The sequence below is a fragment of the Buttiauxella selenatireducens genome (assembly GCF_031432975.1).
Lineage (GTDB): Bacteria > Pseudomonadota > Gammaproteobacteria > Enterobacterales > Enterobacteriaceae > Buttiauxella > Buttiauxella selenatireducens.
On the sequence record NZ_CP133838.1, the window covers coordinates 344,790 to 367,888 of the forward strand.

Annotated in this window: 21 protein-coding genes; 15 read left to right on the plus strand and 6 right to left on the minus strand. The window is 50.9% G+C overall.

Annotated features, from left to right (window positions below; all coding sequences use genetic code 11):
- Positions 1-202 precede the first annotated feature (202 nt).
- Together ompR and envZ are read left to right on the plus strand one after the other, a co-directional pair.
- Positions 203-922 (plus strand): osmolarity response regulator transcription factor OmpR, encoded by a 720-nt coding sequence (gene ompR, locus RHD99_RS01500; RefSeq protein ID WP_001157751.1) that lies wholly within the window; start codon positions 203-205, stop codon positions 920-922.
- The gene (gene envZ, locus RHD99_RS01505) at positions 919-2,277 is read left to right on the plus strand and encodes a two-component system sensor histidine kinase EnvZ (protein ID WP_183272299.1); all 1,359 of its coding nucleotides are present in this window, start codon (positions 919-921) and stop codon (positions 2,275-2,277) included. Before ompR ends, envZ begins: the two co-directional genes overlap by 4 nt.
- Before the next feature lie 50 nt (positions 2,278-2,327).
- Here envZ and pckA read toward each other — a convergent pair whose 3' ends face one another.
- From pckA to RHD99_RS01530, 5 genes are all read right to left on the minus strand, one after another.
- Positions 2,328-3,947 (minus strand): phosphoenolpyruvate carboxykinase (ATP), encoded by a 1,620-nt coding sequence (gene pckA, locus RHD99_RS01510; RefSeq protein ID WP_183272300.1) that lies wholly within the window; start codon positions 3,945-3,947, stop codon positions 2,328-2,330.
- 981 nt (positions 3,948-4,928) lie between these two features.
- On the minus strand, positions 4,929-5,807 hold the full coding sequence (gene hslO, locus RHD99_RS01515) for an Hsp33 family molecular chaperone HslO (RefSeq protein WP_270142387.1): 879 nt from the start codon (positions 5,805-5,807) through the stop codon (positions 4,929-4,931).
- Positions 5,808-5,831: 24 nt separating this feature from the next.
- A complete protein-coding gene (gene hslR, locus RHD99_RS01520) occupies positions 5,832-6,233 on the minus strand; it encodes a ribosome-associated heat shock protein Hsp15 (protein ID WP_183272302.1) in 402 nt (133 codons plus the stop codon).
- The gene (gene yrfG, locus RHD99_RS01525) at positions 6,233-6,913 is read right to left on the minus strand and encodes a GMP/IMP nucleotidase (protein WP_183272303.1); all 681 of its coding nucleotides are present in this window, start codon (positions 6,911-6,913) and stop codon (positions 6,233-6,235) included. The genes hslR and yrfG overlap by 1 nt, the downstream gene beginning before the upstream one ends.
- 62 nt (positions 6,914-6,975) lie before the next feature.
- On the minus strand, positions 6,976-9,117 hold the full coding sequence (locus tag RHD99_RS01530) for an intracellular growth attenuator family protein (RefSeq protein WP_309877251.1): 2,142 nt from the start codon (positions 9,115-9,117) through the stop codon (positions 6,976-6,978).
- Positions 9,118-9,571: 454 nt separating this feature from the next.
- Between RHD99_RS01530 and nudE the strand changes: the two genes are divergently transcribed.
- Positions 9,572-10,132 (plus strand): ADP compounds hydrolase NudE, encoded by a 561-nt coding sequence (gene nudE / locus RHD99_RS01535; protein WP_309877252.1) that lies wholly within the window; start codon positions 9,572-9,574, stop codon positions 10,130-10,132.
- A 47-nt stretch (positions 10,133-10,179) separates the two neighbouring features.
- On the opposite strand, the gene mrcA is transcribed toward nudE, so the two are convergent.
- Entirely contained in the window at positions 10,180-12,732 is a 2,553-nt protein-coding gene (gene mrcA / locus RHD99_RS01540) for a peptidoglycan glycosyltransferase/peptidoglycan DD-transpeptidase MrcA (protein WP_309877253.1), read from the minus strand.
- 119 nt (positions 12,733-12,851) lie between these two features.
- On the opposite strand from mrcA, the gene RHD99_RS01545 reads away from it, so the two are divergent.
- From RHD99_RS01545 to trpS, 12 genes are all read left to right on the plus strand, one after another.
- A complete protein-coding gene (locus RHD99_RS01545) occupies positions 12,852-13,676 on the plus strand; it encodes a type IV pilus biogenesis protein PilM (RefSeq protein ID WP_309877254.1) in 825 nt (274 codons plus the stop codon).
- Positions 13,673-14,227 (plus strand): PilN domain-containing protein, encoded by a 555-nt coding sequence (locus RHD99_RS01550; RefSeq protein WP_309877255.1) that lies wholly within the window; start codon positions 13,673-13,675, stop codon positions 14,225-14,227. The genes RHD99_RS01545 and RHD99_RS01550 overlap by 4 nt, the downstream gene beginning before the upstream one ends.
- Positions 14,211-14,678, plus strand: coding sequence for a HofO family protein (locus RHD99_RS01555; RefSeq protein ID WP_309877256.1), 468 nt, complete (start codon positions 14,211-14,213; stop codon positions 14,676-14,678). Before RHD99_RS01550 ends, RHD99_RS01555 begins: the two co-directional genes overlap by 17 nt.
- Positions 14,668-14,979: a hypothetical protein gene (locus RHD99_RS01560; RefSeq protein WP_309877257.1), complete on the plus strand. Its 312-nt coding sequence runs from the start codon at positions 14,668-14,670 to the stop codon at positions 14,977-14,979. Before RHD99_RS01555 ends, RHD99_RS01560 begins: the two co-directional genes overlap by 11 nt.
- A gap of 12 nt (positions 14,980-14,991) precedes the next feature.
- A complete protein-coding gene (gene pilQ / locus RHD99_RS01565; protein WP_309877258.1) occupies positions 14,992-16,239 on the plus strand; it encodes a type IV pilus secretin PilQ in 1,248 nt (415 codons plus the stop codon).
- Between the two features lie 318 nt (positions 16,240-16,557).
- On the plus strand, positions 16,558-17,079 hold the full coding sequence (gene aroK, locus RHD99_RS01570; RefSeq protein WP_064542836.1) for a shikimate kinase AroK: 522 nt from the start codon (positions 16,558-16,560) through the stop codon (positions 17,077-17,079).
- Between the two features lie 60 nt (positions 17,080-17,139).
- A complete protein-coding gene (aroB, locus tag RHD99_RS01575) occupies positions 17,140-18,228 on the plus strand; it encodes a 3-dehydroquinate synthase (protein ID WP_183272312.1) in 1,089 nt (362 codons plus the stop codon).
- Between the two features lie 97 nt (positions 18,229-18,325).
- On the plus strand, positions 18,326-19,636 hold the full coding sequence (gene damX / locus RHD99_RS01580; protein ID WP_309877259.1) for a cell division protein DamX: 1,311 nt from the start codon (positions 18,326-18,328) through the stop codon (positions 19,634-19,636).
- Between the two features lie 64 nt (positions 19,637-19,700).
- On the plus strand, positions 19,701-20,519 hold the full coding sequence (gene dam / locus RHD99_RS01585) for an adenine-specific DNA-methyltransferase (protein ID WP_183272314.1): 819 nt from the start codon (positions 19,701-19,703) through the stop codon (positions 20,517-20,519).
- A gap of 45 nt (positions 20,520-20,564) precedes the next feature.
- Positions 20,565-21,242 carry a ribulose-phosphate 3-epimerase gene (rpe, locus tag RHD99_RS01590; protein WP_309877260.1) on the plus strand — a complete coding sequence of 226 codons (678 nt, stop codon included), beginning with the start codon at positions 20,565-20,567 and terminating at the stop codon, positions 21,240-21,242.
- Positions 21,235-21,948 (plus strand): phosphoglycolate phosphatase, encoded by a 714-nt coding sequence (locus tag RHD99_RS01595; protein ID WP_309877261.1) that lies wholly within the window; start codon positions 21,235-21,237, stop codon positions 21,946-21,948. Before rpe ends, RHD99_RS01595 begins: the two co-directional genes overlap by 8 nt.
- On the plus strand, positions 21,941-22,945 hold the full coding sequence (gene trpS / locus RHD99_RS01600; protein ID WP_309877262.1) for a tryptophan--tRNA ligase: 1,005 nt from the start codon (positions 21,941-21,943) through the stop codon (positions 22,943-22,945). Before RHD99_RS01595 ends, trpS begins: the two co-directional genes overlap by 8 nt.
- Positions 22,946-23,099: the final 154 nt, after the last annotated feature.

The following is a 23,099-nucleotide window of genomic DNA, read 5'->3' on the forward strand; positions in this document are numbered from 1 at the left end:
ATTTAAACCGAAATATCAGGGTGATGGCAATCCCAGAAATTTGCGAACCAAGTCATCATTTTTGGTTAAAAAGAGTCTATAACCATCTGTTTAATATGCTTTGTAACAATTTCGACTAGAATATATACCAGATTTGACTGGTCGTAACGCCGCAGTTTTTTAAGAATACGCACTCACTGTTCGAGCCTTTGGGAGTATAAGAATGCAAGAGAACTATAAGATTCTGGTCGTGGATGACGACATGCGCTTACGTGCGCTGCTTGAACGTTATCTCACCGAACAAGGCTTCCAGGTCCGTAGCGTTGCTAACGCAGAACAGATGGATCGCCTGTTAACCCGTGAATCCTTCCACCTGATGGTACTTGACCTGATGTTGCCGGGCGAAGATGGCTTGTCTATCTGCCGCCGTCTGCGCAGCCAAAGCAACCCAATGCCAATCATTATGGTTACCGCGAAAGGCGAAGAAGTTGACCGTATCGTGGGGCTGGAAATTGGTGCTGACGACTACATTCCAAAACCATTTAACCCACGCGAACTGCTGGCCCGAATCCGTGCCGTTCTGCGTCGTCAGGCTAACGAACTGCCAGGTGCACCTTCTCAGGAAGAAGCGGTTATTGCCTTTGGTAAGTTTAAGCTGAACCTCGGTACTCGTGAGATGTTCCGTGAAGACGAGCCTATGCCATTAACCAGTGGCGAGTTCGCGGTGCTGAAAGCGCTGGTGAGCCATCCGCGTGAGCCGTTGTCACGCGATAAATTGATGAACCTGGCGCGTGGCCGTGAGTACAGCGCGATGGAACGCTCTATCGATGTGCAGATTTCTCGTCTGCGCCGCATGGTTGAAGAAGACCCTGCGCACCCACGCTACATCCAGACCGTATGGGGTCTGGGCTACGTATTTGTGCCGGACGGTTCTAAGGCATGAGGCGAGTCCGCTTCTCCCCCAGAAGCTCGTTTGCCCGCACGCTGTTATTGATCGTCACCTTGCTGTTCGTCAGCCTGGTGACGACCTATCTTGTGGTGTTGAACTTCGCCATTCTGCCGAGCTTGCAGCAGTTTAATAAGGTATTGGCTTACGAAGTCCGTATGCTCATGACCGATAAACTGCAACTCGAAGATGGTACGCAACTGGTGGTTCCGCCTGCATTTCGGCGTGAAATCTACCGTGAGTTGGGAATTTCTCTGTATTCCAATGAAGCGGCGGAAGACGCGGGTTTGCGCTGGGCGCAGCATTACGAATTCCTCAGCCATCAAATGGCGCAGCAATTGGGTGGCCCAACAGAAGTGCGTGTTGAGGTTAACAAGAGCTCGCCAGTTGTCTGGCTGAAGACGTGGCTGTCGCCAAATATCTGGGTTCGTGTCCCCCTGACGGAAATTCATCAGGGCGATTTCTCGCCGCTGTTCCGCTATACGCTTGCAATAATGTTGCTCGCGATTGGTGGTGCGTGGCTGTTTATTCGTATTCAGAACCGACCCTTGGTTGACCTTGAGCATGCCGCTTTGCAAGTCGGTAAAGGCATTATTCCGCCGCCATTGCGCGAATATGGCGCGTCGGAGGTGCGTTCAGTGACCCGGGCCTTCAACCATATGGCCGCAGGTGTGAAACAGCTCGCCGATGACCGCACGTTATTAATGGCGGGGGTCAGCCACGATTTGCGCACGCCGCTTACTCGTATTCGTCTGGCAACAGAGATGATGAGTGAAGAGGATGGCTATCTCTCTGAATCGATTAACAAAGATATCGAAGAGTGTAATGCGATAATCGAGCAGTTCATCGATTACCTGCGTACCGGGCAAGAGATGCCGCTGGAAATTGCCGATCTCAATAGTGTATTGGGTGAAGTGGTGGCCGCAGAAAGTGGCTATGAGCGCGAAATTGATACCGATCTGCAAGCTGGTGAATTGCTGGTTAACATCCATCCGTTATCCATCAAACGCGCAGCCGCGAATATGGTAGTGAACGCGGCGCGATACGGTAATGGTTGGATTAAAGTCAGCAGTGGCGGCGAGCTAAACCGCGCCTGGTTCCAGGTGGAAGATGACGGCCCAGGGATTAAACCTGACCAGCTTAAGCACCTGTTCCAGCCTTTTGTGCGTGGCGATAGCGCGCGTAGCACCAGCGGAACCGGTTTGGGGCTGGCCATCGTGCAGCGCATTATCGACAACCATAACGGCTTGTTGGATATCGGCGTTAGCGAGCGGGGCGGTTTGCGGATACGGGCTTATCTGCCAGTACCGATGAAGAAGTCTCCTCAACCTCTCAATGGTGAGAGGGAATAAAAAAAGCCTTCCCAGCAGGGAAGGCTTTTTAGTTTTTAGGTCAGGTCGAATTAAATCTTCGGCCCAGCACTAACAAGCGCTGCCCCCGCAGGGGTGTCGGTGTATTTCTCGAAGTTTTCGATAAACAACGTAGCCAGTTGCTCGGATTTTTCCTGCCACATTTCTGGTGATGCGTAAGTGTTCCGTGGGTCCAGGATATGGCTATCAACGCCTTCCAGTTCTGTTGGAACAGCAAGGCCAAAGATTGGCAGCGTGAAGGTTTCGGTGTCGTCCAGAGAACCATCCAGAATGGCATCAATAATCGCGCGCGTATCTTTGATAGAAATACGTTTGCCGGTGCCGTTCCAGCCGGTGTTAACCAGATAAGCCTGAGCACCCGCCGCTTGCATGCGTTTCACCAGCACTTCTGCATATTGTGTCGGATGCAGAGACAAGAATGCAGCGCCGAAACAGGCTGAGAAAGTCGGGGTGGGTTCAGTCACGCCGCGTTCAGTACCCGCCAGTTTAGCGGTAAAGCCCGACAGGAAGTGGTACTGCGTTTGATTTGCCGTCAGACGGGAAACCGGAGGCAGAACACCAAAGGCATCAGCGGTCAGGAAGATAACTTTGTTGGCGTGACCCGCTTTAGAGACCGGTTTAACGATGTTATCGATATGGTAAATCGGGTAGGAAACACGGGTGTTTTCGGTTTTGGAACCGTCATCAAAATCGATAGAACCGTCATCGCGAACGGTTACGTTTTCCAGCAGTGCATCACGGCGAATCGCGTTAAAGATTTCCGGTTCTGCTTCTTTGGATAAACGAATGGTTTTCGCGTAGCAACCGCCTTCAAAATTGAACACGCCGTCATCGTCCCAGCCATGTTCGTCATCGCCAATCAGGCGGCGTTTTGGGTCGGTAGATAGCGTAGTTTTGCCGGTGCCGGACAGACCAAAGAACACCGCCACATCACCTTTCTCACCGACGTTTGCCGAGCAGTGCATAGAAGCAATGCCTTTCAACGGCAGCAGGTAGTTCATGATAGAGAACATGCCTTTCTTCATTTCGCCGCCGTACCAGGTCCCGCCAATCAATTGCACGCGCTCGGTCAGATTAAAAGCGATGAAGTTTTCAGAGTTCAATCCCTGCTCTTTCCATTGTGGGTTAGTGCATTTCGCACCATTCATCACCACAAAGTCAGCTTTGAAGGTTTCTAACTCTTCGTCAGTTGGACGGATGAACATGTTCTTAACGAAATGAGCCTGCCAGGCCACTTCGGTAATAAAACGTACGGAGAGGCGGGTATCCGCGTTAGCACCGCAGAAAGCATCAATAATAAAGAGGCGTTTGCCAGAGAGTTGTTGGGTGACGAGTCCTTTCAGATGCTGCCAGGTTTCTTCGCTAAGCGGTTTATTATCGTTTTTACCCTCGCCAGTGTCTGCCCACCAGAGGGTATCGCGCGTCGTGTCGTCACGGACAATGTACTTATCTTTCGGGGAACGGCCGGTAAAAATACCGGTATCAACAGCAATCGCACCGAGGTTTGTTTCTATGCCGCGCTCAAAACCTTGCAGGTTGGGATTGAGTTCCTCGCGGTACAACGTGTCGTAATCAGGGTTATAAATCACTTCACTTGCGTCATGAATTCCATAAGCCTTGAGATCTTGCGGGGTTATGCCTTTAACTCGCATTTCACTGCTCCTTAGCCAATTTGTACTGCTTAATATTGTAGGGTTGTTTATGGGTTGTTAACCGCGACACTTATCATAGATTTGAGCATCCACTCGAATCCATATAGCGGAAAACGCTGTGAAGCGAGTCGCAACGGGGTGAGAGTATGGCAGGAAATGCTGGCTCGGCAGGGAAAATATTCTGAATATGTTAAAAAATAGTGCGATTAACGGACGAGGTGTGAGCGAGAGCGCATTCGTGTGCAAATGATGAAACACTTTGAGTCTGAATGCCTCACTCCGGCTGTCTCTTAGTCACATCTTTGAGACAAGCATGGGTTGTTTATGTCGGAAGCGGTGAAGTTTCCGTTCACCCGAAGCCTTTCGATATATGCAGTCACCGAACCGGTGAACGTCATAGGGGAACCGTCGCTCCCCTATGGACCCCGACTCCCGGCAAATAAATCGCCGCTACGCGGTAAACACCGTTTTTCACCCAACATTCAGGGTCGTTCGCGATTCGTTCCCGACGATCGCTCTCTTTCGCCGCTCCCGGCGGCTCAACCCCGACTGAAGGGCAAAAAACGGCGCGATTTAAGCCGGACCCAAAGTCAACGTCAAAACCTAAGTTCAAAAGCCGAAACGGTTTTGACCTTGTCCCCGGTATAAATTGCCCCAGTGTTCCCCATAAGTCAGGGTGGCGTGGTCGGGAACCACGCCAGTGAGCGTGGTCGGGAACCACGCCAGTGAGCGATCGTAGGGAACGAGTCGCGAACGACCCTGAACGTTGGGGATAAGCTGGGGTTTACCGCGAAGCGGCAATTTAAAACCGGGCGCCGAGGTCGCCAGGAGGATGGCGTAATCCTCCTGGCACGTTCACCGTTAACGACGGTTACAGAGATAATCAGTCGCACGGGTGAACGGAAAACCGGTGAAGCAAACAGATCTCACCGTGACAGACCTCCCCCAGGAGAGGGAGAAGGCTAAAGTGAGGTCAGGAAATCAATGAACCTGAGGATCTGCCGGGGAGGCGTTGTTGCGGATCTCAGCGATGTCCATGGAATTGAACACGTAATGGTTGCCGCAATAATCACAGTTCATGTCGATTTCACCTTCGTCTGCAATAATGCTGTTTACTTCTTCATCAGGCAGAGTTTTTAGTGCATCGGCACAGCGTTCACGTGAACACGTACATTTAAATTCGACCGTCTGCGGATCGTAAAGCGTCACTTCTTCTTCGTGGTACAAGCGCCACAGCACATCGTTGGCCGGTAACGTCAACAACTCTTCAGCCTTGATGGTTTCGGTCAGTGCTGCCAGGTGATTGAAATCATCTGCCTGAGCATCTTGTGCTGGCAGAACTTGCAACAGCATGCCGCCTGCAGCAGGTTTGCCTTCAACATCGCCGGTGCGGATGAACAGGCGCGTCGGTAACTGCTCGGAACGTAAGAAGTAATCTTCCAGACACGCTGCCAGAGTATCGCCTTCAAGCCCTACGACGCCTTGATAGCGCTCGCCTTCAGCTGGCGTAATCGTGATCACCAGATAGCCGTTGCCCACCAGAGTTTTCAAGTCCGCATCAGCAGGGATTTCACCTTTAAAACGCGCAACACCGCGCATTTGCTGGTTATTATTGCCGTTAATCACTGCCAGGCTCATTGGGCCGTCACCCTGCAATTGCACGGTAATATCGCCGTCAAATTTTAGGGTTGCAGTCAGCAGGCTGGTGGCGACCAGCAATTCACCGAGAATCGTTTTAACGGGAGCAGGATAATCATGGTTTTCCATGATGTGCTGCCAGGTGTCGGAAACCGTTACCAGTTCACCGCGCACGGCGAAGTTTTCAAACAGGTAACGATGTAATTGGTCTTGTTGAGCCATAGTTTTCTCTCATTCAGATAGCAACTATTCGTTGCCACCGTGTTTAAATTTCATCAAATCGCGACGCTCTTTTTTATCGGGGCGACGGTCGGGGTGGGGCATAGTCAGCGCATTCATCTTGCGTGCCAGCGCCACTTTTTCCCGCTTAGTAATACTTTCTGCTGTCTCTTCATATAGCTGCGAGGCATCCGTGGCCGGGCGACGCTGCTCAGTGACAGCCAGTACTTTGACAGTTTTCTCGTCATTTCCCTGGCGTAGCGTCAGCATGGCATTCAGCTCAACGATTTTACTCGGCTTGCTGCGCTGGCCGTTGTAATGCACCTTGCCGCCCTCTACCATTTCCCGGGCAATCGCGCGGGTTTTATAAAACCGCGCCGCCCACAGCCATTTGTCGAGACGCACACCTTCAGACGATTTTTCTTTCATCACGACTCCTTAAACATCAACTTCGGGAGTAGCCGGCGATAGTCGTTCAATGCAGGATGGCGTTGATAGGTTTTGTCGGACTGGCCTGAATCGGGATTGGTCACACCCAGACAATAGCGAATGCCGAACTTCGCGGCGGAATCCAGAATCGGTTCGCTATCATCGATAAACAGCGTTCTCTCAGGTTCCAGCCCGGTATGTTCAGCAACAGCCTGCCACAACCGCTGATCTTCTTTCGGATAACCAAATGTGTGGGTGGAAAGTAATAAATCAAGGTGCTGAGCTAAACCTGTATGTTCGAGTTTGACCGCCAGATTATGTGGATGCGCGTTCGTCAATAAAATGCGGCGCTTCCCGCAGGATTTCAGGGCGTCAAGGAACGGAACGGTATCTTCACGTAACACTGCGTTTGGCCCTTGCGCGGTTGTCATCGCACAAATATCCAAACCCAGACGCTCACTCCAGTAATCCAGACAGTACCAGTTTAGTGTATGTTGCACGGCGTGATATTCCTGACGAATCAGCTGATGTGCTTCATCAAGTGGAATCGCTCTTTGCTGACTGACACATTCTGGTACCAGTTTTTGCCAGAAGTGATTATCGAACGCGAGATCCAACAACGTGCCGTCCATATCCAGCAAGACGGTATCGACATCTTGCCAGGCAATATCAATATGCATAGGGGTCTTGGCCTGATTAAAAGAGACTGCGTGACAGGTTAGCACAACCTGTCACGCGAAGTTTAGAACAGCGGGCGTACAGCGGAGATCGCGGTCAGCGATGGATTCATGCAGTTGTCATAGTACTGCTGGATTTGCGCCAGACGGTTGCGGCTGCGGCGATATCGACAAATTGCCAGCGCACCGTTAACGAGTAGACAAACAATCATACCGATAAGCAGTAGCGTGGTACTGATGTAACTCCACAGGCCGCTGCTGTCCGGGACCCGGTGCAGTGAAATATGCTTCGTCCCGTTCGCATCTTGTCGAATGCCCGTAATAATTCCTTCGGCTTTAAACGGTGTTTTGAGAAGCATATCGGCTAGCCGTTGGAACTCCGTCCATTGTTCCTGCGCCGGAATGTCATACAACGGAACCGGTGGTAAAGGTTGGTCTACCAGGTCGCTGCCTTCGTCACTCATGATCACATATCCGCCAGGCGCTGGGCTATTGAGAGCCTGTGCCGCGCGAGACGTTTCTCGGATAAAGAACGGTGCTGTAGACGTGGTAACCAGATTATCCAGCGACTCGGCACTGACCGGACGCAGCAGAACATTCACGCCGGTGAGTTTTCCTGAATCCGCTTTTTTGGTCAGGGTATCCCAATCTTTCGTGTTGCCCAGGTTCACCAGGGCATTTTTCAGCCGGATACATTCGTCATCAGTGGTGCAAAGCGCCTGGGTTTTCAGAACAATGCCAGCGAAATCATCCAGTAACACCATGCCTGATTTCTGAATGGCACTGCGTAACTGTGGGTTAACTTTAGAGTCATTGCTGGGCTGCGGATGAATTTGCCCGCTGACGGCCTGCGTCAATGCCGTGGCTTTGTCCATGATATCTGATTCTGGCACCGGCAGAGCCGGAGCGGTATTCCAGATGATTTGTGAACAATCAAATGGGGTAAACGGATACGTTTGACGTGCGGTGTAGTTATCTGGCGTGTGGATATTACACATACCCGTACCGTTTACTTTCAACGTGTCGCCAACCCGGAGCGTTTTTTTATCGAGATCAGCCACCGTTTTGGCTTCGATAGTTTGCGCGCCTTCCAACCAGGACATACTCAGTTTAAGCGGCATTTCTAACGGAACCCAGACAGTCAACATTGTCAGCACCAACAGGCTGCCCATGGCAATCACCAGGTTGCGCACCCAATGTTGAATCGGGAAGTTGCGGACTTCATCATGCAAAGACAGAAAACGCCCCTGGCGAAGCACATGACGGTCGAGATAAATATCAATATCTGTTTTTTGCCCAAGATCCTGAGCAATGTAGGGTTGCCAGTGTGCAGGGTAAATCAGGTCGATTATCCCTAACGAGATATTGTTAATCTGTTCCTGATTCGACTCACCGAAAAGTCCCCAACGCTTAGGCGTACCACGTAAGCAGTGGACTTCACGCAGTGCATTTTTTGTCGGAGGAGCGAACAAACCCCACAGACTTGCCGCCAGCAGCATAAAGGCACCACCCACTAACCACGGTAAAACAACCGATGGGGTCACGAGGCACAAAAACAGCATTATGAAAGCTACACAAATGAGAATGGCTTCGCGCAGCCCATCAGGACGGCTTAGCGCGTATTCTTCAGGTGTTTCCTGACGGATATTCAGCAGCTCTATTTGTTCGCTTTCTTCGCCGCGAATGGATGCCTGACTGTGAGGGTTTTTCTCAAGAGCGAAACCAAAGTTTTCGCTGCTGTAGTCGATAAGGGTATGCCCGTTAAGGGAAATCACTAACGGCATGGTTTCAGTACGAATCAACTCAACGTAGTTATCGTTGGTAATGTATTGTTCCCAGAATGGCGGAAGATGCACTTCTACAGAATCGAGGTAATAACGCCACTTATTAGGATCGTCTGTGGATAAGCCATATCGGGTGATGGAGCGTGTGAGCGACAGCGCAGTGTTACTCAACGCATTGAGAACCAGTTTGGTCGGCGCGGCACTGGCGCCAGAGGGCCCCACGATATCCTGCGTGCGGGATAAAGATTCAATGTAGTTTTCAACCGCGGCGCGTTCTTCAGCGGTCAGCTTGCGTGAGGTCGCGCCACTAAATGATTGTGCTTGTGATACTCGAGCGCGTAAGCGCAGGCTGCGCCAAATTAGCCACCCCGCAATTAAGATGCAGGCCAGCATAGCAGCTAAAAGAAGTAATAAGGTGCTCATGCTTTCCCCATCAAACACTCGTTTTCTTATTAAAACGCAGCAAGTTGCACCCCTGACAGCATTCGGGTGCTTATCCAACGGACGTCAAACGAGATAGCTGTTGGCAACATTCACTCGTCCGAGTCACATACTCACGTTAGTTTATCGAAACTCGTTCTCTTCCTGCCGCGATTAAACTCAAATTATGTAGGGCATAGAAGTATTTATCGGCAGCCATGACACCATTCTTGAGACATTTTTTTGTACATAGCGTGCTGTAACATAATGTTAGCAAAGCGACTTTACGAGAAATATCAGCAAATTCCTATTTCAATTACAGCCTATTGACATGTAGCAGAGACTTTGAAAAATCACTTAAAGTTACAGAAATGTAAATAATAACGAATGTTCATTGCGTGAGATATGTGGCATACCGCACAATGACGTACCTGCATTTACTGTTAGCCCAGCCACGATGAGTAAACCATTACAAAAACCGACCATTTTACATGTTGAAACCGTGGCCCGTTCACGCCTGTTTAATGTCGAAACGGTGGACCTGGAATTTAGCAACGGTGTGCGCCGCGTTTATGAGCGGATGCGTCCGTCTGCGCGTGAAGCTGTCATGATAGTACCTATCATCGATAACCATGTGATTTTGATTCGTGAATACGCTGTTGGAACCGAATCTTATGAGCTTGGGTTCTCTAAAGGATTAATCGATCCAGGAGAAACCGTCTTTGAAGCAGCGAACCGTGAGTTGAAAGAAGAGGTTGGATTTGGCGCTAATCAGCTGACATTCTTGAAAAAACTGACGATGGCACCGTCCTATTTCTCGAGCAAAATGAACATTGTTATTGCTGAAGACCTCTATCCCGAATCGCTGGAAGGTGACGAGCCAGAAGAGTTGCCGCAAGTTCGTTGGCCGCTGGAATCGCTGCTTGATTTGCTCGATGAGGAAGATTTTAGCGAAGCGCGAAATGTAAGTGCGCTTTTCTTAGTGCGGGAATGGCTGAAAGAGCAGGGGCGTTTGTAACCCCGTTTTAACTCACCCGCCTCAAGTGAGGCGGGCGACGTCAGGATCTAGAACAACTCGTGGCTCTCGCCGTTATCAATTATCGTGGTACCCACTTCATGCACTGCCTGCTGCGTAGGTTGAGTGCCTTCAATAAAGTACTCCGCACGACTACTCCCGCCATTCGCCAATTGCCCTGTATAACGGTCAATATTGACGGTGACGATACCCGGCGGCGGCGTTAACGGTTCTTCTGGTACACCTTCCAGAACGACTTTCATAAAGTCATCCCATGCCGGTTGAGCACTCTTCGCCCCACCTTCGTAACCCGAGATTTGATCTTTGATAGCACCTGATGCGGATGTCCGTCCCAGATCACGACGGTGATCGTCAAAACCAATCCATACGGATGTCACCACACCTGGCCCGTAACCTGAGAACCATGCGTCTTTCGAGCTGTTCGTGGTACCGGTTTTACCGCCAATATCGTTACGCTTCAGGTCACGACCTGCACGCCAGCCGGTGCCTTGCCAGCCGGGTTCGCCATAAATATTGGAGTTAAGCGCACTTTTTATCAGGAACGCCAACGGCGTGTTAATGACATGCGGTGCGTACTCTGGCGGGCTGCTTTGGGCGACCAGTTCGCTATTGGCTTGTTCAAGCTTCGGCATTGGAACGCTGGCGTTCTGCTGTTCCTGAGACTGCGCGACGTCTTCAACATTCTGATTTTCCAGCACGTTAGACTTCTGTGTTTCGCCGTAAATCACAGGAATATCGCAATCAGGGCAGGCGATTTTCGGCTTCGCTTCAAAGATCGTGCCGCCAATTTCATTCTCAATTTTTGAGATGTAGTACGGGTCAACCAGGAAACCACCGTTAGCCATAACGGAATAACCGCGAGCGACCTGCATCGGCGTGAAGGAGGCCGAGCCAAGTGCCAGAGATTCGGTATGCACAATGTTCTGCGCAGGGAAGCCGAAGCGCTGCAGATACTCTGCTGCGTAGTCAACACCCATAGCTCGCATCGCACGCACCATCACCACGTTCTTCGACTGGCCAAGGCCCTGACGCAATCTGATTGGGCCTGCATACTCTGGTGGAGAGTTTTTCGGACGCCAGTCGGAACCGGCACCGGCATCCCAGCGAGAAATCGGCACATCGTTCAGCACGCTCGCCAGAGTCAGGCCTTTATCCATTGCCGCGGTGTAAAGGAACGGTTTGATGTTGGAACCCACCTGACGCAATGCCTGAGTGGCACGGTTGAATTTGCTCTGATTGAAGTCAAAGCCACCAACCAACGCCACAACAGCACCGTTCTGTGGATTGATAGAAACCAGTGCTGAGTTCACGTCCGGGACTTGCCCAAGCCACCAATTCTCATCAACTTTACGAACCCAGATTTGTTGCCCCGCCTGCACCACATCCGTCACTTTACGTGGCGTTGGGCCTTGTGCGGTGTCAGAACGATAAGGGCGCGCCCAGCGCATTCCATCCATATTGATAGAAACGGCGCTGCCATCAGCCATCAATGCTGTCGCTTCCGCCGGGGTTGCCTGAGTAATCACGGCAGGGAACAGCGGGCCGTAGACGGGGAGATTCTTTAACGAATCAACAATCTTAGTTTTATCCCACGGGGTTTCGCCTACTTTCCACAGCACATTCGATGGGCCACGGTAACCGTGACGCATATCGTAAGCCATGACGTTATTGCGTACGGCTTGTTGAGCGGCTTGCTGAGTTTTACGCGTGATGGTGGTGTAAACCTTATAACCATCTTCGTAGGCTTTCTCGCCATAACGCGCCACCATATCCTGGCGCACCAGCTCAGAAAGGTACGGTGCAGAGAATGCGATTTCTGGCGCGTGATAGTTAGCGTCGATTGGCTGGTTACGCGCCTCGTCGTATTGCGCCTGAGAAATGTAGTTTTCGCTCAACATACGCGATAACACGACATTACGACGGGAAGTGGCGCGGTCCATTGAGTAAAGCGGGTTAAAAGTTGACGGTGCTTTTGGCAACCCGGCAATCACCGCCATTTCGCTTAGTGTCAGCTGATCAATCGACTTACCAAAATAGACCTGGGCTGCGGCCCCGACACCATAGGCGCGGTACCCGAGATAAATCTTGTTGAGGTATAACTCGAGGATTTCATCTTTGGTCAGCAACTGCTCAATACGAATCGCCAGGAACACTTCTTTTATCTTACGCATCAGAGTGCGTTCAGGGCTCAAGAAGAAGTTACGTGCCAGCTGTTGCGTGATGGTACTTGCACCTTGAGATGCATGACCAGAAAACAGCGCCACGCTGGCGGCACGGAAGATCCCGACAGGATCCACACCATGGTGTTCGTAGAAGCGACTGTCTTCTGTCGCAATAAAAGCTTTCACCATCACTGGCGGGATTTGATTGAGCGTCACCGGAATACGGCGCTTCTCACCGTATTGAGCAATAAGCTCACCATCAGCGCTATAAACCTGCATTGGGATCTGGAGCCGCACGTCTTTAAGCGTGGCGACATCAGGCAACTGCGGCTCAATAAATTTGTAGAGCCCGAAGATCGAGCCTGCTCCCAGCAGAATGCAACACACTGCAAGGATTAATAAATACTTTACGAACTTCACCTTAGATTTCCCATTACGTTTCCATTGGGCAGTTTATAAACAACCGCGCGGTAGTATAAAGGCAAGCCAGTGGCATTGGTATGGCATTTTCCTCGCACGGCGATAAGGAGATCGTAATCATGATGTTCGCAACCTGGCAAATAGGCCTGGATATTCAACATACAAGCATGCGTGCGGTGGCGGTTCAACGCCAACGGCAAGGGTGGCAGCTTCGGCATTGGTGGCAACTTCCTTTGCCCGAAGGAACCTTTCGCGATGGTTTGTTAATGAATACGGAAGCATTCGCTAACGCTTTGCTGGACTGGCGAAAAGAATTGCCGGTGCGCCATCAATTGCGTGTCTCTTTTCCAACCCAGCGAACATTGCAACGCCCCATTCCCGCGCCTGACAAACGTCTGGCTGAGCCTGCAAGTGACGCGTATATCGCATCAACAACCGCCCGGCAGCTGCAAATGACACCCGCTCAATTGTGCTGGGATTATTTAGCGTCACAAGATGTTGCTGACCCGTATTTGATAGTAGCTGCGCGTCAGACAGATGTCGCTGCGTTGATAAAAAGTCTGGCAGTGGTAAAGCTTTTTCCGGCAACTCTGACCCCTGGCGCGAGTGCATTGCCAGCGCTTACTGCGCCCTGTCATTTAGAGAAATGCGAGTATTTGGTGCATCGCGAAGAGCATCACTGGTTATGGGCTTCAACCGAAACCACGCCACGTTGGGGATGGGCTGATACCCATGTCGTACCCACGATTAGCGATTTGTGCCAGCAACTTAAAACCGAGCCGGAGAAGGTGGCGCTGAGTTTCGCGCAGCCCGAGTCACAGCCGGTGGGGGTTTTACCATTGGATGCGTGGTCCGCACTTTCACGCTTGCAACCGCCGTTGCCACGTCATGGTGGAGTATTTACGGTTGCGATAGGGCTGGCCATTGGCAGGGTGTCCCGATGAGCGCGTTGATTAATTTGTTGCCATGGCGCCAGACGCTGCGCCAGCAGAAGGTGCGCCGTTGGAGTGTTTTACTTGCTCTGGTTTTAATACTCGTGCCCCTCATAGCTTTTGCCGGGCAGCAGTTAACGGCATGGAAAGTCAGTCAGCACCAGACTCAAAGTGAATACCTCGCAAATACACTCCCCGCATTAGAGACCCTTTATCAGCAACGGCTGGGGTTCGAAGAGCAGCAAAGAAAACTCCTGCAGTTGCAGCAAATTCGTGATGTGCAGCAACGGGCTGTGCAAATTTGGGAGCAGCGATTGGTTCGGCTGGCAGAGGGGTTGCCTGCCGGTTCCTGGCTGTCCTCACTGACCCTGCAAAATGGGCGATTTGAGCTCAAGGGGCATGCAACGGATCTGGATGATATGCACAGGCTGGAAAAGGTACTCGCGCAGCTTGACGGTGTTGCTGCCGTTCAGGCAGGCGCGGTTCAGCATGAAGCACAAGGTGGATACGGCTTCGGTGTCACACTCATGCTTTCAGAGGTGGAAAATGCACGGGTTCATTGAGCGCTGGCTAAGTGGGGCGCGTTGGATACGCATTGCAACGTTTACCTGCATAACAAGCATGGCGGCGCTTGCCTCTGGGCTGTTTCTGATACTGCCGCAGAACTCTCAGATTCAACAGCTGCAAGCGCACTGCGAGCAAATGAGTCAACAGCTGGCGCGGTTAAGACACAAAATCCAGCAGTTGGCTGAACTTAAACAACCTGTTTCGCCATTGAAGGCACCGCTGTTTTCCGTGACGGACTTTGTCAGTCAAGCGGGAGGACAGCTAGTGAAGTGGCAGCCTGACGATAAAGGCGCAGTGCTGAACATGCTGGTTCCATGGGAGAAACTACCGGGATTATTCATACGGCTTGCCGAATATCGTGTTGTGGCAAACCACTCGTTCACCATCACGGCGCAAGGGGAGTTGCTCAGTCTGGTGATGGCTATGGAGTTCGCTGATGAACCGTAGCATTGGTGGGTTGGTCTTTCTGGTTATTTCCTCAGCGTGGGCGATACCACCAAACCCGTTTCTGCCACATATTTCGCCTTGTGAAAGCCTGTCTGCCCAACTTGGGCGTTGGACGTTAAAGGGCGTTATCAATTCAACTGAGACCAGTACGGCTTTGATGCTCGACCCTCAAGGTGTATGGCGGCGTATTAAGCCAGATAGCGTGCTCTTTAAAGGCGCGCAGATTGAAAGTGTGGGCGAAGGAGCTGTGGTCGCAAAACTTGCCCCGGCTGCCCACTCTTTTCTTACCGCTGGGAAATAAAAGGAAAAACACATGCAATGGATGAGGGGATTACTTTTGATACTGGTGCTGCCGTTCGCAAGCCAGGCCGATAAAGGTATTTCGCTGGTGCTTGATGACGTGCCGATAACCCAGGTGTTGCAGGCGCTGGCTGAAGCTCAACGAGTTAACCTGCTGATTGCACCTGGAGTTGAAGGTGTGCTGTCGCTCAACTTAGTAAACGTACCGTGGAAGCAGGCATTTCAACTGGTACTCAACAGCGCTGAACTCAGCCAGCAGCAGGACGGGAATGTGATACAGATTCTGCCTAAGGCCCGCCTTCGGGAGCAGCAAGCGTTAGCGATGGAACAGCGCAAACAACACACACTCAACCAACCGATGTTGCAGCAAGTATTTGCTCCTCATCATGCTGACGTAGAAGAGTTAGCCGCAGCGCTGAAATCGGCGGGAACTAAACTGACAAGCGCCCAGGGCTATGCCACGGTAGATAAACGAACTAACCGGCTGATTGTGCATGACAATAAAGATGTCTTGAAACAGATTGCTGCCTGGGTTGCCGAAATGGATTTACCGATTGGGCAGGTAGAGATTGAAGCCCATATTGTGACGATCAACCAGGATAAGCTGCGTGAGCTGGGCGTGAAATGGTCAGCAGCGGAGCAAACTGGGGAAAGCAAAATCTACCACCCTACGGGAATCTCTGCCGATCTCTCCGTCGCAAGCGCAACCACAAAAGTCGGTTTCAATATTGCCCGCATTGATGGTCGGCTGTTAGAGCTAGAGCTATCCGCTCTGGAACAGCAGCAACAACTGGAGATTATTGCGAGTCCTCGCCTGATGGCGGCGCACCAGCAGCCTGCCAGTATTAAACAAGGTACTGAAATTCCTTATCAGGTATCTAGCGGTGAGAGCGGGGCGACCTCAATCGAATTTAAAGAGGCGGTTTTGGGGATGGAAGTCACGCCAACTATTCAGCCGCATGGCAACATTCGTTTAAAACTGCGTATTAGCCAAAACATGCCGGGTCGAAGTATTCAGCAGACTGATGGTGAAGTATTGGCAATAGACAAACAGGAGATAGAAACCGTAGTGGCGGTGAAAAACGGTGAAACCCTGGCTCTTGGCGGGATTTTCCAGCAGCACAATAAAGACAGCAGTGATAGCGTCCCTCTGCTGGGTGCCATCCCACTAGTGGGGAGTCTGTTTCGCCATGATGCTAAAGACCACCAACGCCGAGAGTTAGTGGTCTTTATTACACCGCGACTTATCCCTGTTCCGTAGTGTTTTCTTGCACCATCGTGGAGTTTTTCTTTGAAACGACGCCCAGGTGTTTGACGGCAGAGAGGAATTAGCTTACAAGGTGTACCGTTTCGAGAGGCTGGCTGCTCAAGACTGTGACAGATAACCCTGATTTATGTATTTTCTTCTTCATGAGAACGCTGGGGAATATAATCGGTTGCCAAACTACCTTGAGTATTGAGATAATTTTCAGTCTGACTCTCGCACTATCGCTTATGAGGTTTCAGTTCATGTCCCGCTGCACCTGGTTGTAACAGGGCGGGTTTATCATCAACGAATTGTCTTAGTAGTACCGAAAAAATGGCAGAGAAACGCAATATCTTTCTGGTTGGGCCTATGGGTGCCGGCAAAAGCACTATTGGGCGTCAGTTAGCTCAGCAACTCAATATGGAATTTTTCGATTCTGATCAAGAGATTGAGAAACGTACCGGAGCTGATGTGGGCTGGGTATTCGACGTTGAAGGCGAAGACGGCTTCCGCGATCGCGAAGAAAAAATCATCAACGAACTCACTGAAAAACAGGGCATCGTGCTGGCAACTGGCGGCGGTTCTGTGAAGTCTCGTGAGACCCGTAACCGTCTCTCCGCCCGTGGAGTTGTGGTGTATCTTGAAACCACAATCGAAAAACAGCTTGCTCGTACACAGCGTGATAAAAAGCGCCCACTGCTGCAAGTTGAGACTCCACCGCGTGAAGTTCTTGAAGCATTAGCTCAAGAACGCAATCCTCTTTATGAAGAGATTGCTGATGTGACGATTCGCACCGACGACCAAAGTGCCAAAGTGGTTGCTAACCAGATTATTCATATGTTGGAAAGCAACTGATTCTGGCTTAATCGAAAAAAACGCCTGCGGGCTAAGCAACATCAAGGTGGACTTCGCGTTATGGAGAGGTTAACAGTCACTCTCGGGGAACGTAGTTACCCTATCACCATTGCTGCTGGGTTATTTAGTGACTCGGCATCTTTTGGGCCGTTGAAAGCTGGCGACCAAACGATGCTGGTGACCAATGAAACCCTGGCGCCGCTCTACCTGGATAAGGTGCGTGGCGTGCTTGAGCAAGCGGGCGTTAAAGTCGATTCCGTCATCCTTCCGGATGGCGAACAATTTAAAAGCCTCGCAGTATTAGACACTGTCTTTACCGCGTTGCTTGAAAAGCCACACGGTCGTGACACGACACTCATCGCCCTTGGTGGCGGTGTCGTTGGTGACCTGACTGGCTTTGCTGCTGCGAGCTATCAACGTGGCGTGCGTTTTATTCAAGTTCCGACCACATTGCTTTCGCAAGTGGACTCTTCTGTTGGCGGAAAAACAGCCGTTAACCATCCTCTCGGTAAAAATATGATTGGTGCGTTCTACCAGCCGGCTTCGGTTGTGGTGGATCTCGACTGTCTGAATACTTTACCGGCGCGGGAGTTAGCATCTGGCCTGGCAGAAGTGATTAAGTACGGAATTATTCTCGACGGTGAATTCTTTGATTGGCTTGAAGAAAACCTGGACGCATTGCTTGCGCTTGATGGCAAAGCTTTGGCCTGGTGTATTCGTCGTTGTTGTGAGCTGAAAGCAGAAGTTGTTGCCGCTGACGAGCGCGAAAGCGGCTTACGTGCTTTACTGAATTTGGGTCACACCTTTGGTCACGCTATAGAAGCTGAAATGGGCTATGGCAACTGGCTGCATGGTGAAGCTGTTGCTGCTGGTATGGTAATGGCGGCGCGTACGGCACAGCGTCTTGGTAACTTCAGTGAAGCCGATGTTCAGCGAATCATCAAGCTGCTGCAACGTGCTGGGCTGCCAGTTACTGGGCCGAAAGAAATGTCAGCAGACGCGTATATGCCCCACATGATGCGTGACAAGAAAGTGTTGGCTGGTGATTTGCGTTTAGTGCTGCCACTGGCTATCGGGAAGAGTGAAGTGCGTGGCGGAGTGCCACACGATGTCGTTTTGTCCGCCATTGCTGACTGTCAGCAGGCTTAATTATTAGAAATTTCGGTCGCTGCAGTCAGGCGATTTTTAACTTCGGGTGATGTGCTGAGTACGAATCGCTGGCATAAGCCTTTTAGTGGGGTGTTAAATGGATGAGTTTAAACCGGAAGATGAGCTGAAACCCGATCCCAGCGATCGTCGTTCAGGTCGTACCCGTAGAGCTGATGAGCGCGAGAGTGAGCCACAAATCAATGTCGATGATGTTGAATTAGATGCCGACGAGCCTCGTCCAGCGCGTTCCCGCCGTACTCGTGATGAAGAAGAGTATGAAAGTGAAGATGATCTTCAAGTTGATGCTGAAGAACGTCGTCCGGCGCGTGCTCGTAAAAAATCCGCTAAACAGAAAGTTCCGGTATCTCGCCAGCATCTGATGATGGGCATTGGTGTTCTAGTGCTGCTGCTATTAATCATTGGAATTGGCTCGGCGCTGAAAGCCCCTTCGACGACTGAAACTGCAGATCAGACACCTGGTGCTGAGAAAAACATCGATTTGTCTGGCGCTGCGGGCAACACCGCCGAACAGACTAATGGTTCGACAACTGCGGCCAATCAGACAGAAAATGCCACGAACCCACAAGAAGTGACTCTTCCTGCCATTTCTTCAACCCCTACCGACGCGCAAACTCAGCCTGTACCTCAGGGCCAGCAGCGTGTTGAAGTACCGGGTGATCTGAATAATGCACTGACTCAACAATCGGGCCAGATTGATAATGTCGTGAGCAATTCAACGTTGCCAACCGCGCCAGCTACAGTTGCGGCGGTTGCGGGTAGCAATAGCTCAACTACCGCTCCACGCCCGGTCGCGAAATCTGAACCAACGAAGCAAGCGGCACCACGTCAAGAACGTAAAACTGCTGTGATTGAGCCGCAACACAAAGCTCAACCGGCTAAGCAACAGCCGGTCGCGAAAAGCACGGTAGTCGCTGAACCAAAACCTGTGGTGGTTGCGAAACGTAGCGAAGCAGTGACGGCTCCAGCACCAACGGCGACCGCACCAGCTAAAGCACCGGTTACCGCAACTGCTCCAAAAGCCACGGCCACTGAGACAGCAACGTCTTCAGCACCGAAAGCCACGACAGCAGCCCCTGTGACTGCGGCCACTGGCGCGGTAGCGGGTGATGCTGGTGCAATCAAAGGCGCTCCTGGTAGCCATTACACTTTACAGCTCAGCTCATCTTCTAACTCAGCAAACTTGAATGCCTGGGCGAAGAAAGAGAATCTGCAACATTATATGGTCTACCAGACAGTACGAAATGGTCAGCCATGGTACGTGTTGGTTAGCGGTATCTACGCCAGCAAAGATGAGGCGAAACGTGCTGTTGCAACATTGCCAGCTGATGTGCAGGCCAAGAACCCATGGGCAAAACCTATCCATCAGGTTCAGTCTGATCTGAAGTGATGAACAAGCGCAGCCGCTGTTGGAACCTTTCCACAGCTGGAAAAGGTGTAAATAGTTAGGCAGCATGAAAAAAAATCGCGCTTTTCTGAAATGGGCAGGGGGGAAATACCCCCTGCTCGAAGACATTAAAAAGTATCTGCCGAAAGGTGATTGTTTGATTGAGCCGTTTGTCGGTGCCGGCTCAGTTTTTCTGAATACTGATTACTCCCGTTATATCCTCGCAGATATTAATAGCGATCTGATTAACCTATACAACATCGTTAAAACCCGCACGGATGAGTACGTTGAGGAGTCCCGAAAACTCTTTACCGCTGCACAAAACGACGAACAAGCGTTCTATCTCAATCGAACTGAATTTAATCTGTGCAAAGATGAGTTCCGTCGTGCTTTGCTGTTTTTATATCTGAACCGCCATTGTTACAACGGCCTTTGTCGTTATAACCTACGGGGTGAATTCAATGTCCCGTTCGGCCGCTACATCAAACCCTACTTCCCGGAAGAAGAGTTGTATCATTTTGCCGAACGAGCACAAAACGCGACATTCCTGTGTCAGTCGTATGACGTCAGCATGGCGAATGTAACCGCGGGTTCTGTTGTCTATTGCGACCCGCCGTACGCGCCATTGTCTGCTACTGCTAACTTTACGGCGTATCACACTGATAGCTTTAATATGGTGCAGCAGCAACATCTGGCGCAGTTAGCGGAAAATTTGCAAGGAAATCACATCCCGGTTCTGATTTCTAACCATGATACAGAGCTCACCCGGTTGTGGTATCAGCAAGCCAAACTGCACGTGGTACAAGTGCGACGCAGTATTAGCCGGAATGGCGGAAAACGTAACAAGGTGGACGAACTGCTGGCGCTGTATAAAGTCGGTGCCTAAGCTGTTTCGCCCGCAGACGTTAATGATTTGCTACTGGAGAAGCGGATGAAACAGTTTTTGATTGCCCCATCAATCCTCTCAGCCGATTTTGCCCGCCTGGGTGAAGATACGGCTGCTGTGCTGGCTGCTGGTGCGGATGTCGTCCATTTTGATGTTATGGATAACCATTACGTTCCGAATCTCACCATCGGCCCGATGGTACTAAAAGCCCTGCGAGATTATGGGATTACCGCCCCTATTGATGTGCATCTGATGGTGAAACCCGTTGACCGTATTATTCCGGACTTCGCCGCTGCGGGTGCCAACATCATCACCTTCCATCCTGAAGCGTCCGAACATGTTGACCGTTCCCTGCAACTGATTAAAGAACACGGCTGCAAAGCAGGGCTGGTGCTAAATCCTGCAACGCCGCTGAGTTGTCTTGATCATGTGATGGATAAGCTGGATGTGATTTTGCTGATGTCCGTAAACCCAGGTTTCGGCGGGCAATCTTTCATTCCTCATACGCTGGAAAAATTGCGTCAGGTGCGTGAGCGCATTGAGGCTTCCGGTTATGACATCCGTCTGGAAGTTGACGGCGGCGTGAAAGCTGACAACATCGCTGAAATTGCCGCAGCAGGCGCTGATATGTTTGTTGCCGGTTCTGCGATTTTCAGTCAGCCAGATTACAAAGCTGTAATTGACCGTATGCGAAGTGAGTTGGCAAAGGTAAGTCATGGATAAGTTAAATAAAATTCGCGGTATCGCCTTTGATTTAGACGGTACGCTGGTTGACACCGCGCTGGGTTTAACCCAGGCAATGGACCAGACGCTGTATGCCCTGGAGTTGCCAACGGCAGGTGAAGACAAAGTTGAAAAGTGGATCGGCAATGGTGCAGACGTGCTGGTTAAGCGTGCGCTGACCTGGGCGTTAAAAGGCGAAGAGCCAGAAGCCGACAGATGCCTCATCGCGCGTAAACTATTTGATACCTTCTATGCCGAAACGGCGGAAGAAGGCAGCTTCCTGTTCCCGGAAGTGGCTAACACACTGGCGGTATTCGCTGAAAAAGGCCTGCCGATGGGCCTGGTCACCAACAAACCGACGCCATTTGTGTTACCGATGCTGGAAAGGTTGGGTATCGCACATTACTTCAAAATCATTATTGGTGGCGACGATGTGGAGAATAAAAAACCGCATCCCGAAGCGCTGCACAAAGTGATGGAACAGTTGAATCTGAGCGCCGAAGAGTTGCTGTTTGTTGGCGATTCCCGCAATGACATTCTCGCAGCACAGGCAGCCGGATGTTGTTCCGTTGGCCTGACCTACGGCTACAACTACGGTGAATCCATCGAGTTGAGCAAACCAGACTACATATTTGACCATTTCAACGATTTATTGCCCGCATTAGGGCTCTCTAACAAAGAACATCAGGAATCAGAACATGAGTAAGCCCATTGTCTTTAGTGGCGCACAGCCATCAGGTGAATTGACCATTGGTAACTACATGGGTGCGCTGCGTCAGTGGGTCCATATGCAAGATGATTACGATTGCATCTACTGTATCGTCGATCAGCATGCAATTACTGCGCGTCAGGATGCAGCACAACTGCGTAAACGGACGCTCGACACGCTGGCGCTGTATCTGGCTTGTGGTATTGACCCGGCTAAAAGCACCATCTTCGTACAATCCCACGTGCCAGAACATGCGCAGTTGGGTTGGGTGCTGAACTGCTATACCTATTTCGGCGAACTGAGCCGTATGACTCAGTTTAAAGACAAGTCTTCCCGTTATTCGGAAAACATTAACGCGGGTCTGTTTGATTATCCGGTGCTGATGGCCGCGGATATTCTGCTGTACCAAACCAATCTGGTCCCGGTCGGCGAAGATCAGAAACAACACCTGGAACTGAGCCGCGACATCGCTGCACGTTTCAATGCGTTGTATGGCGATGTGTTCAAAGTGCCTGAACCGTTTATTCCGAAATCTGGCGCGCGCGTGATGTCTCTGCTTGAGCCGACCAAGAAAATGTCTAAATCAGATGATAACCGCAACAACGTTATCGGCCTGCTGGAAGACCCGAAAGCGGTAGTGAAGAAAATCAAACGTGCGGTTACTGACTCTGATGAGCCGCCTGTTGTTCGTTACGACACCGCTAACAAAGCCGGTGTATCCAATATGTTGGATATTCTGGCGGGCGTGACAGGGAAATCTATCCCAGAACTTGAGCAGCAGTTTGAAGGCAAAATGTATGGTCATCTGAAAGGTGAAGTTGCTGATGCAGTTTCCGGCATGCTGACTGAGTTGCAGGAACGTTTCCACCGTTTCCGTAATGATGAAGCCTACTTGCAGCAAGTGATGAAAGACGGTTCCGAGAAAGCGCGTGCACATGCGAGCGCCACCTTGAAAAAAGTCTATGAGGTGATTGGGTTTGTAGCCCACCCGTAGTTTAAAACCATCCTCACCCTAACCCTCTCCTTGAAGGAGAGGGGATTGCTCGGTTTTCTCCCTCTCCTGGGGGAGAGGGCTGGGGTGAGGGCAATGAATCTCAAATCCACCACCATTCCCTTTTCTTTTGTGATCCCATTCTCTTTTTGCATCT

Bases quoted from the DNA above. Each gene is read 5' to 3' on its own strand.
- ompR (WP_001157751.1), top strand. From the start codon at position 203: ATGCAAGAGAACTATAAGATTCTGGTCGTGGATGACGACATGCGCTTA.
- envZ (WP_183272299.1), top strand. From the start codon at position 919: ATGAGGCGAGTCCGCTTCTCCCCCAGAAGCTCGTTTGCCCGCACGCTG.
- pckA (WP_183272300.1), bottom strand. From the start codon at position 3,947: ATGCGAGTTAAAGGCATAACCCCGCAAGATCTCAAGGCTTATGGAATT.
- hslO (WP_270142387.1), bottom strand. From the start codon at position 5,807: ATGGCTCAACAAGACCAATTACATCGTTACCTGTTTGAAAACTTCGCC.
- hslR (WP_183272302.1), bottom strand. From the start codon at position 6,233: ATGAAAGAAAAATCGTCTGAAGGTGTGCGTCTCGACAAATGGCTGTGG.
- yrfG (WP_183272303.1), bottom strand. From the start codon at position 6,913: ATGCATATTGATATTGCCTGGCAAGATGTCGATACCGTCTTGCTGGAT.
- RHD99_RS01530 (WP_309877251.1), bottom strand. From the start codon at position 9,117: ATGAGCACCTTATTACTTCTTTTAGCTGCTATGCTGGCCTGCATCTTA.
- nudE (WP_309877252.1), top strand. From the start codon at position 9,572: ATGAGTAAACCATTACAAAAACCGACCATTTTACATGTTGAAACCGTG.
- RHD99_RS01545 (WP_309877254.1), top strand. From the start codon at position 12,852: ATGATGTTCGCAACCTGGCAAATAGGCCTGGATATTCAACATACAAGC.
- RHD99_RS01550 (WP_309877255.1), top strand. From the start codon at position 13,673: ATGAGCGCGTTGATTAATTTGTTGCCATGGCGCCAGACGCTGCGCCAG.
- RHD99_RS01555 (WP_309877256.1), top strand. From the start codon at position 14,211: ATGCACGGGTTCATTGAGCGCTGGCTAAGTGGGGCGCGTTGGATACGC.
- RHD99_RS01560 (WP_309877257.1), top strand. From the start codon at position 14,668: ATGAACCGTAGCATTGGTGGGTTGGTCTTTCTGGTTATTTCCTCAGCG.
- pilQ (WP_309877258.1), top strand. From the start codon at position 14,992: ATGCAATGGATGAGGGGATTACTTTTGATACTGGTGCTGCCGTTCGCA.
- aroK (WP_064542836.1), top strand. From the start codon at position 16,558: ATGGCAGAGAAACGCAATATCTTTCTGGTTGGGCCTATGGGTGCCGGC.
- aroB (WP_183272312.1), top strand. From the start codon at position 17,140: ATGGAGAGGTTAACAGTCACTCTCGGGGAACGTAGTTACCCTATCACC.
- damX (WP_309877259.1), top strand. From the start codon at position 18,326: ATGGATGAGTTTAAACCGGAAGATGAGCTGAAACCCGATCCCAGCGAT.
- dam (WP_183272314.1), top strand. From the start codon at position 19,701: ATGAAAAAAAATCGCGCTTTTCTGAAATGGGCAGGGGGGAAATACCCC.
- rpe (WP_309877260.1), top strand. From the start codon at position 20,565: ATGAAACAGTTTTTGATTGCCCCATCAATCCTCTCAGCCGATTTTGCC.
- RHD99_RS01595 (WP_309877261.1), top strand. From the start codon at position 21,235: ATGGATAAGTTAAATAAAATTCGCGGTATCGCCTTTGATTTAGACGGT.
- trpS (WP_309877262.1), top strand. From the start codon at position 21,941: ATGAGTAAGCCCATTGTCTTTAGTGGCGCACAGCCATCAGGTGAATTG.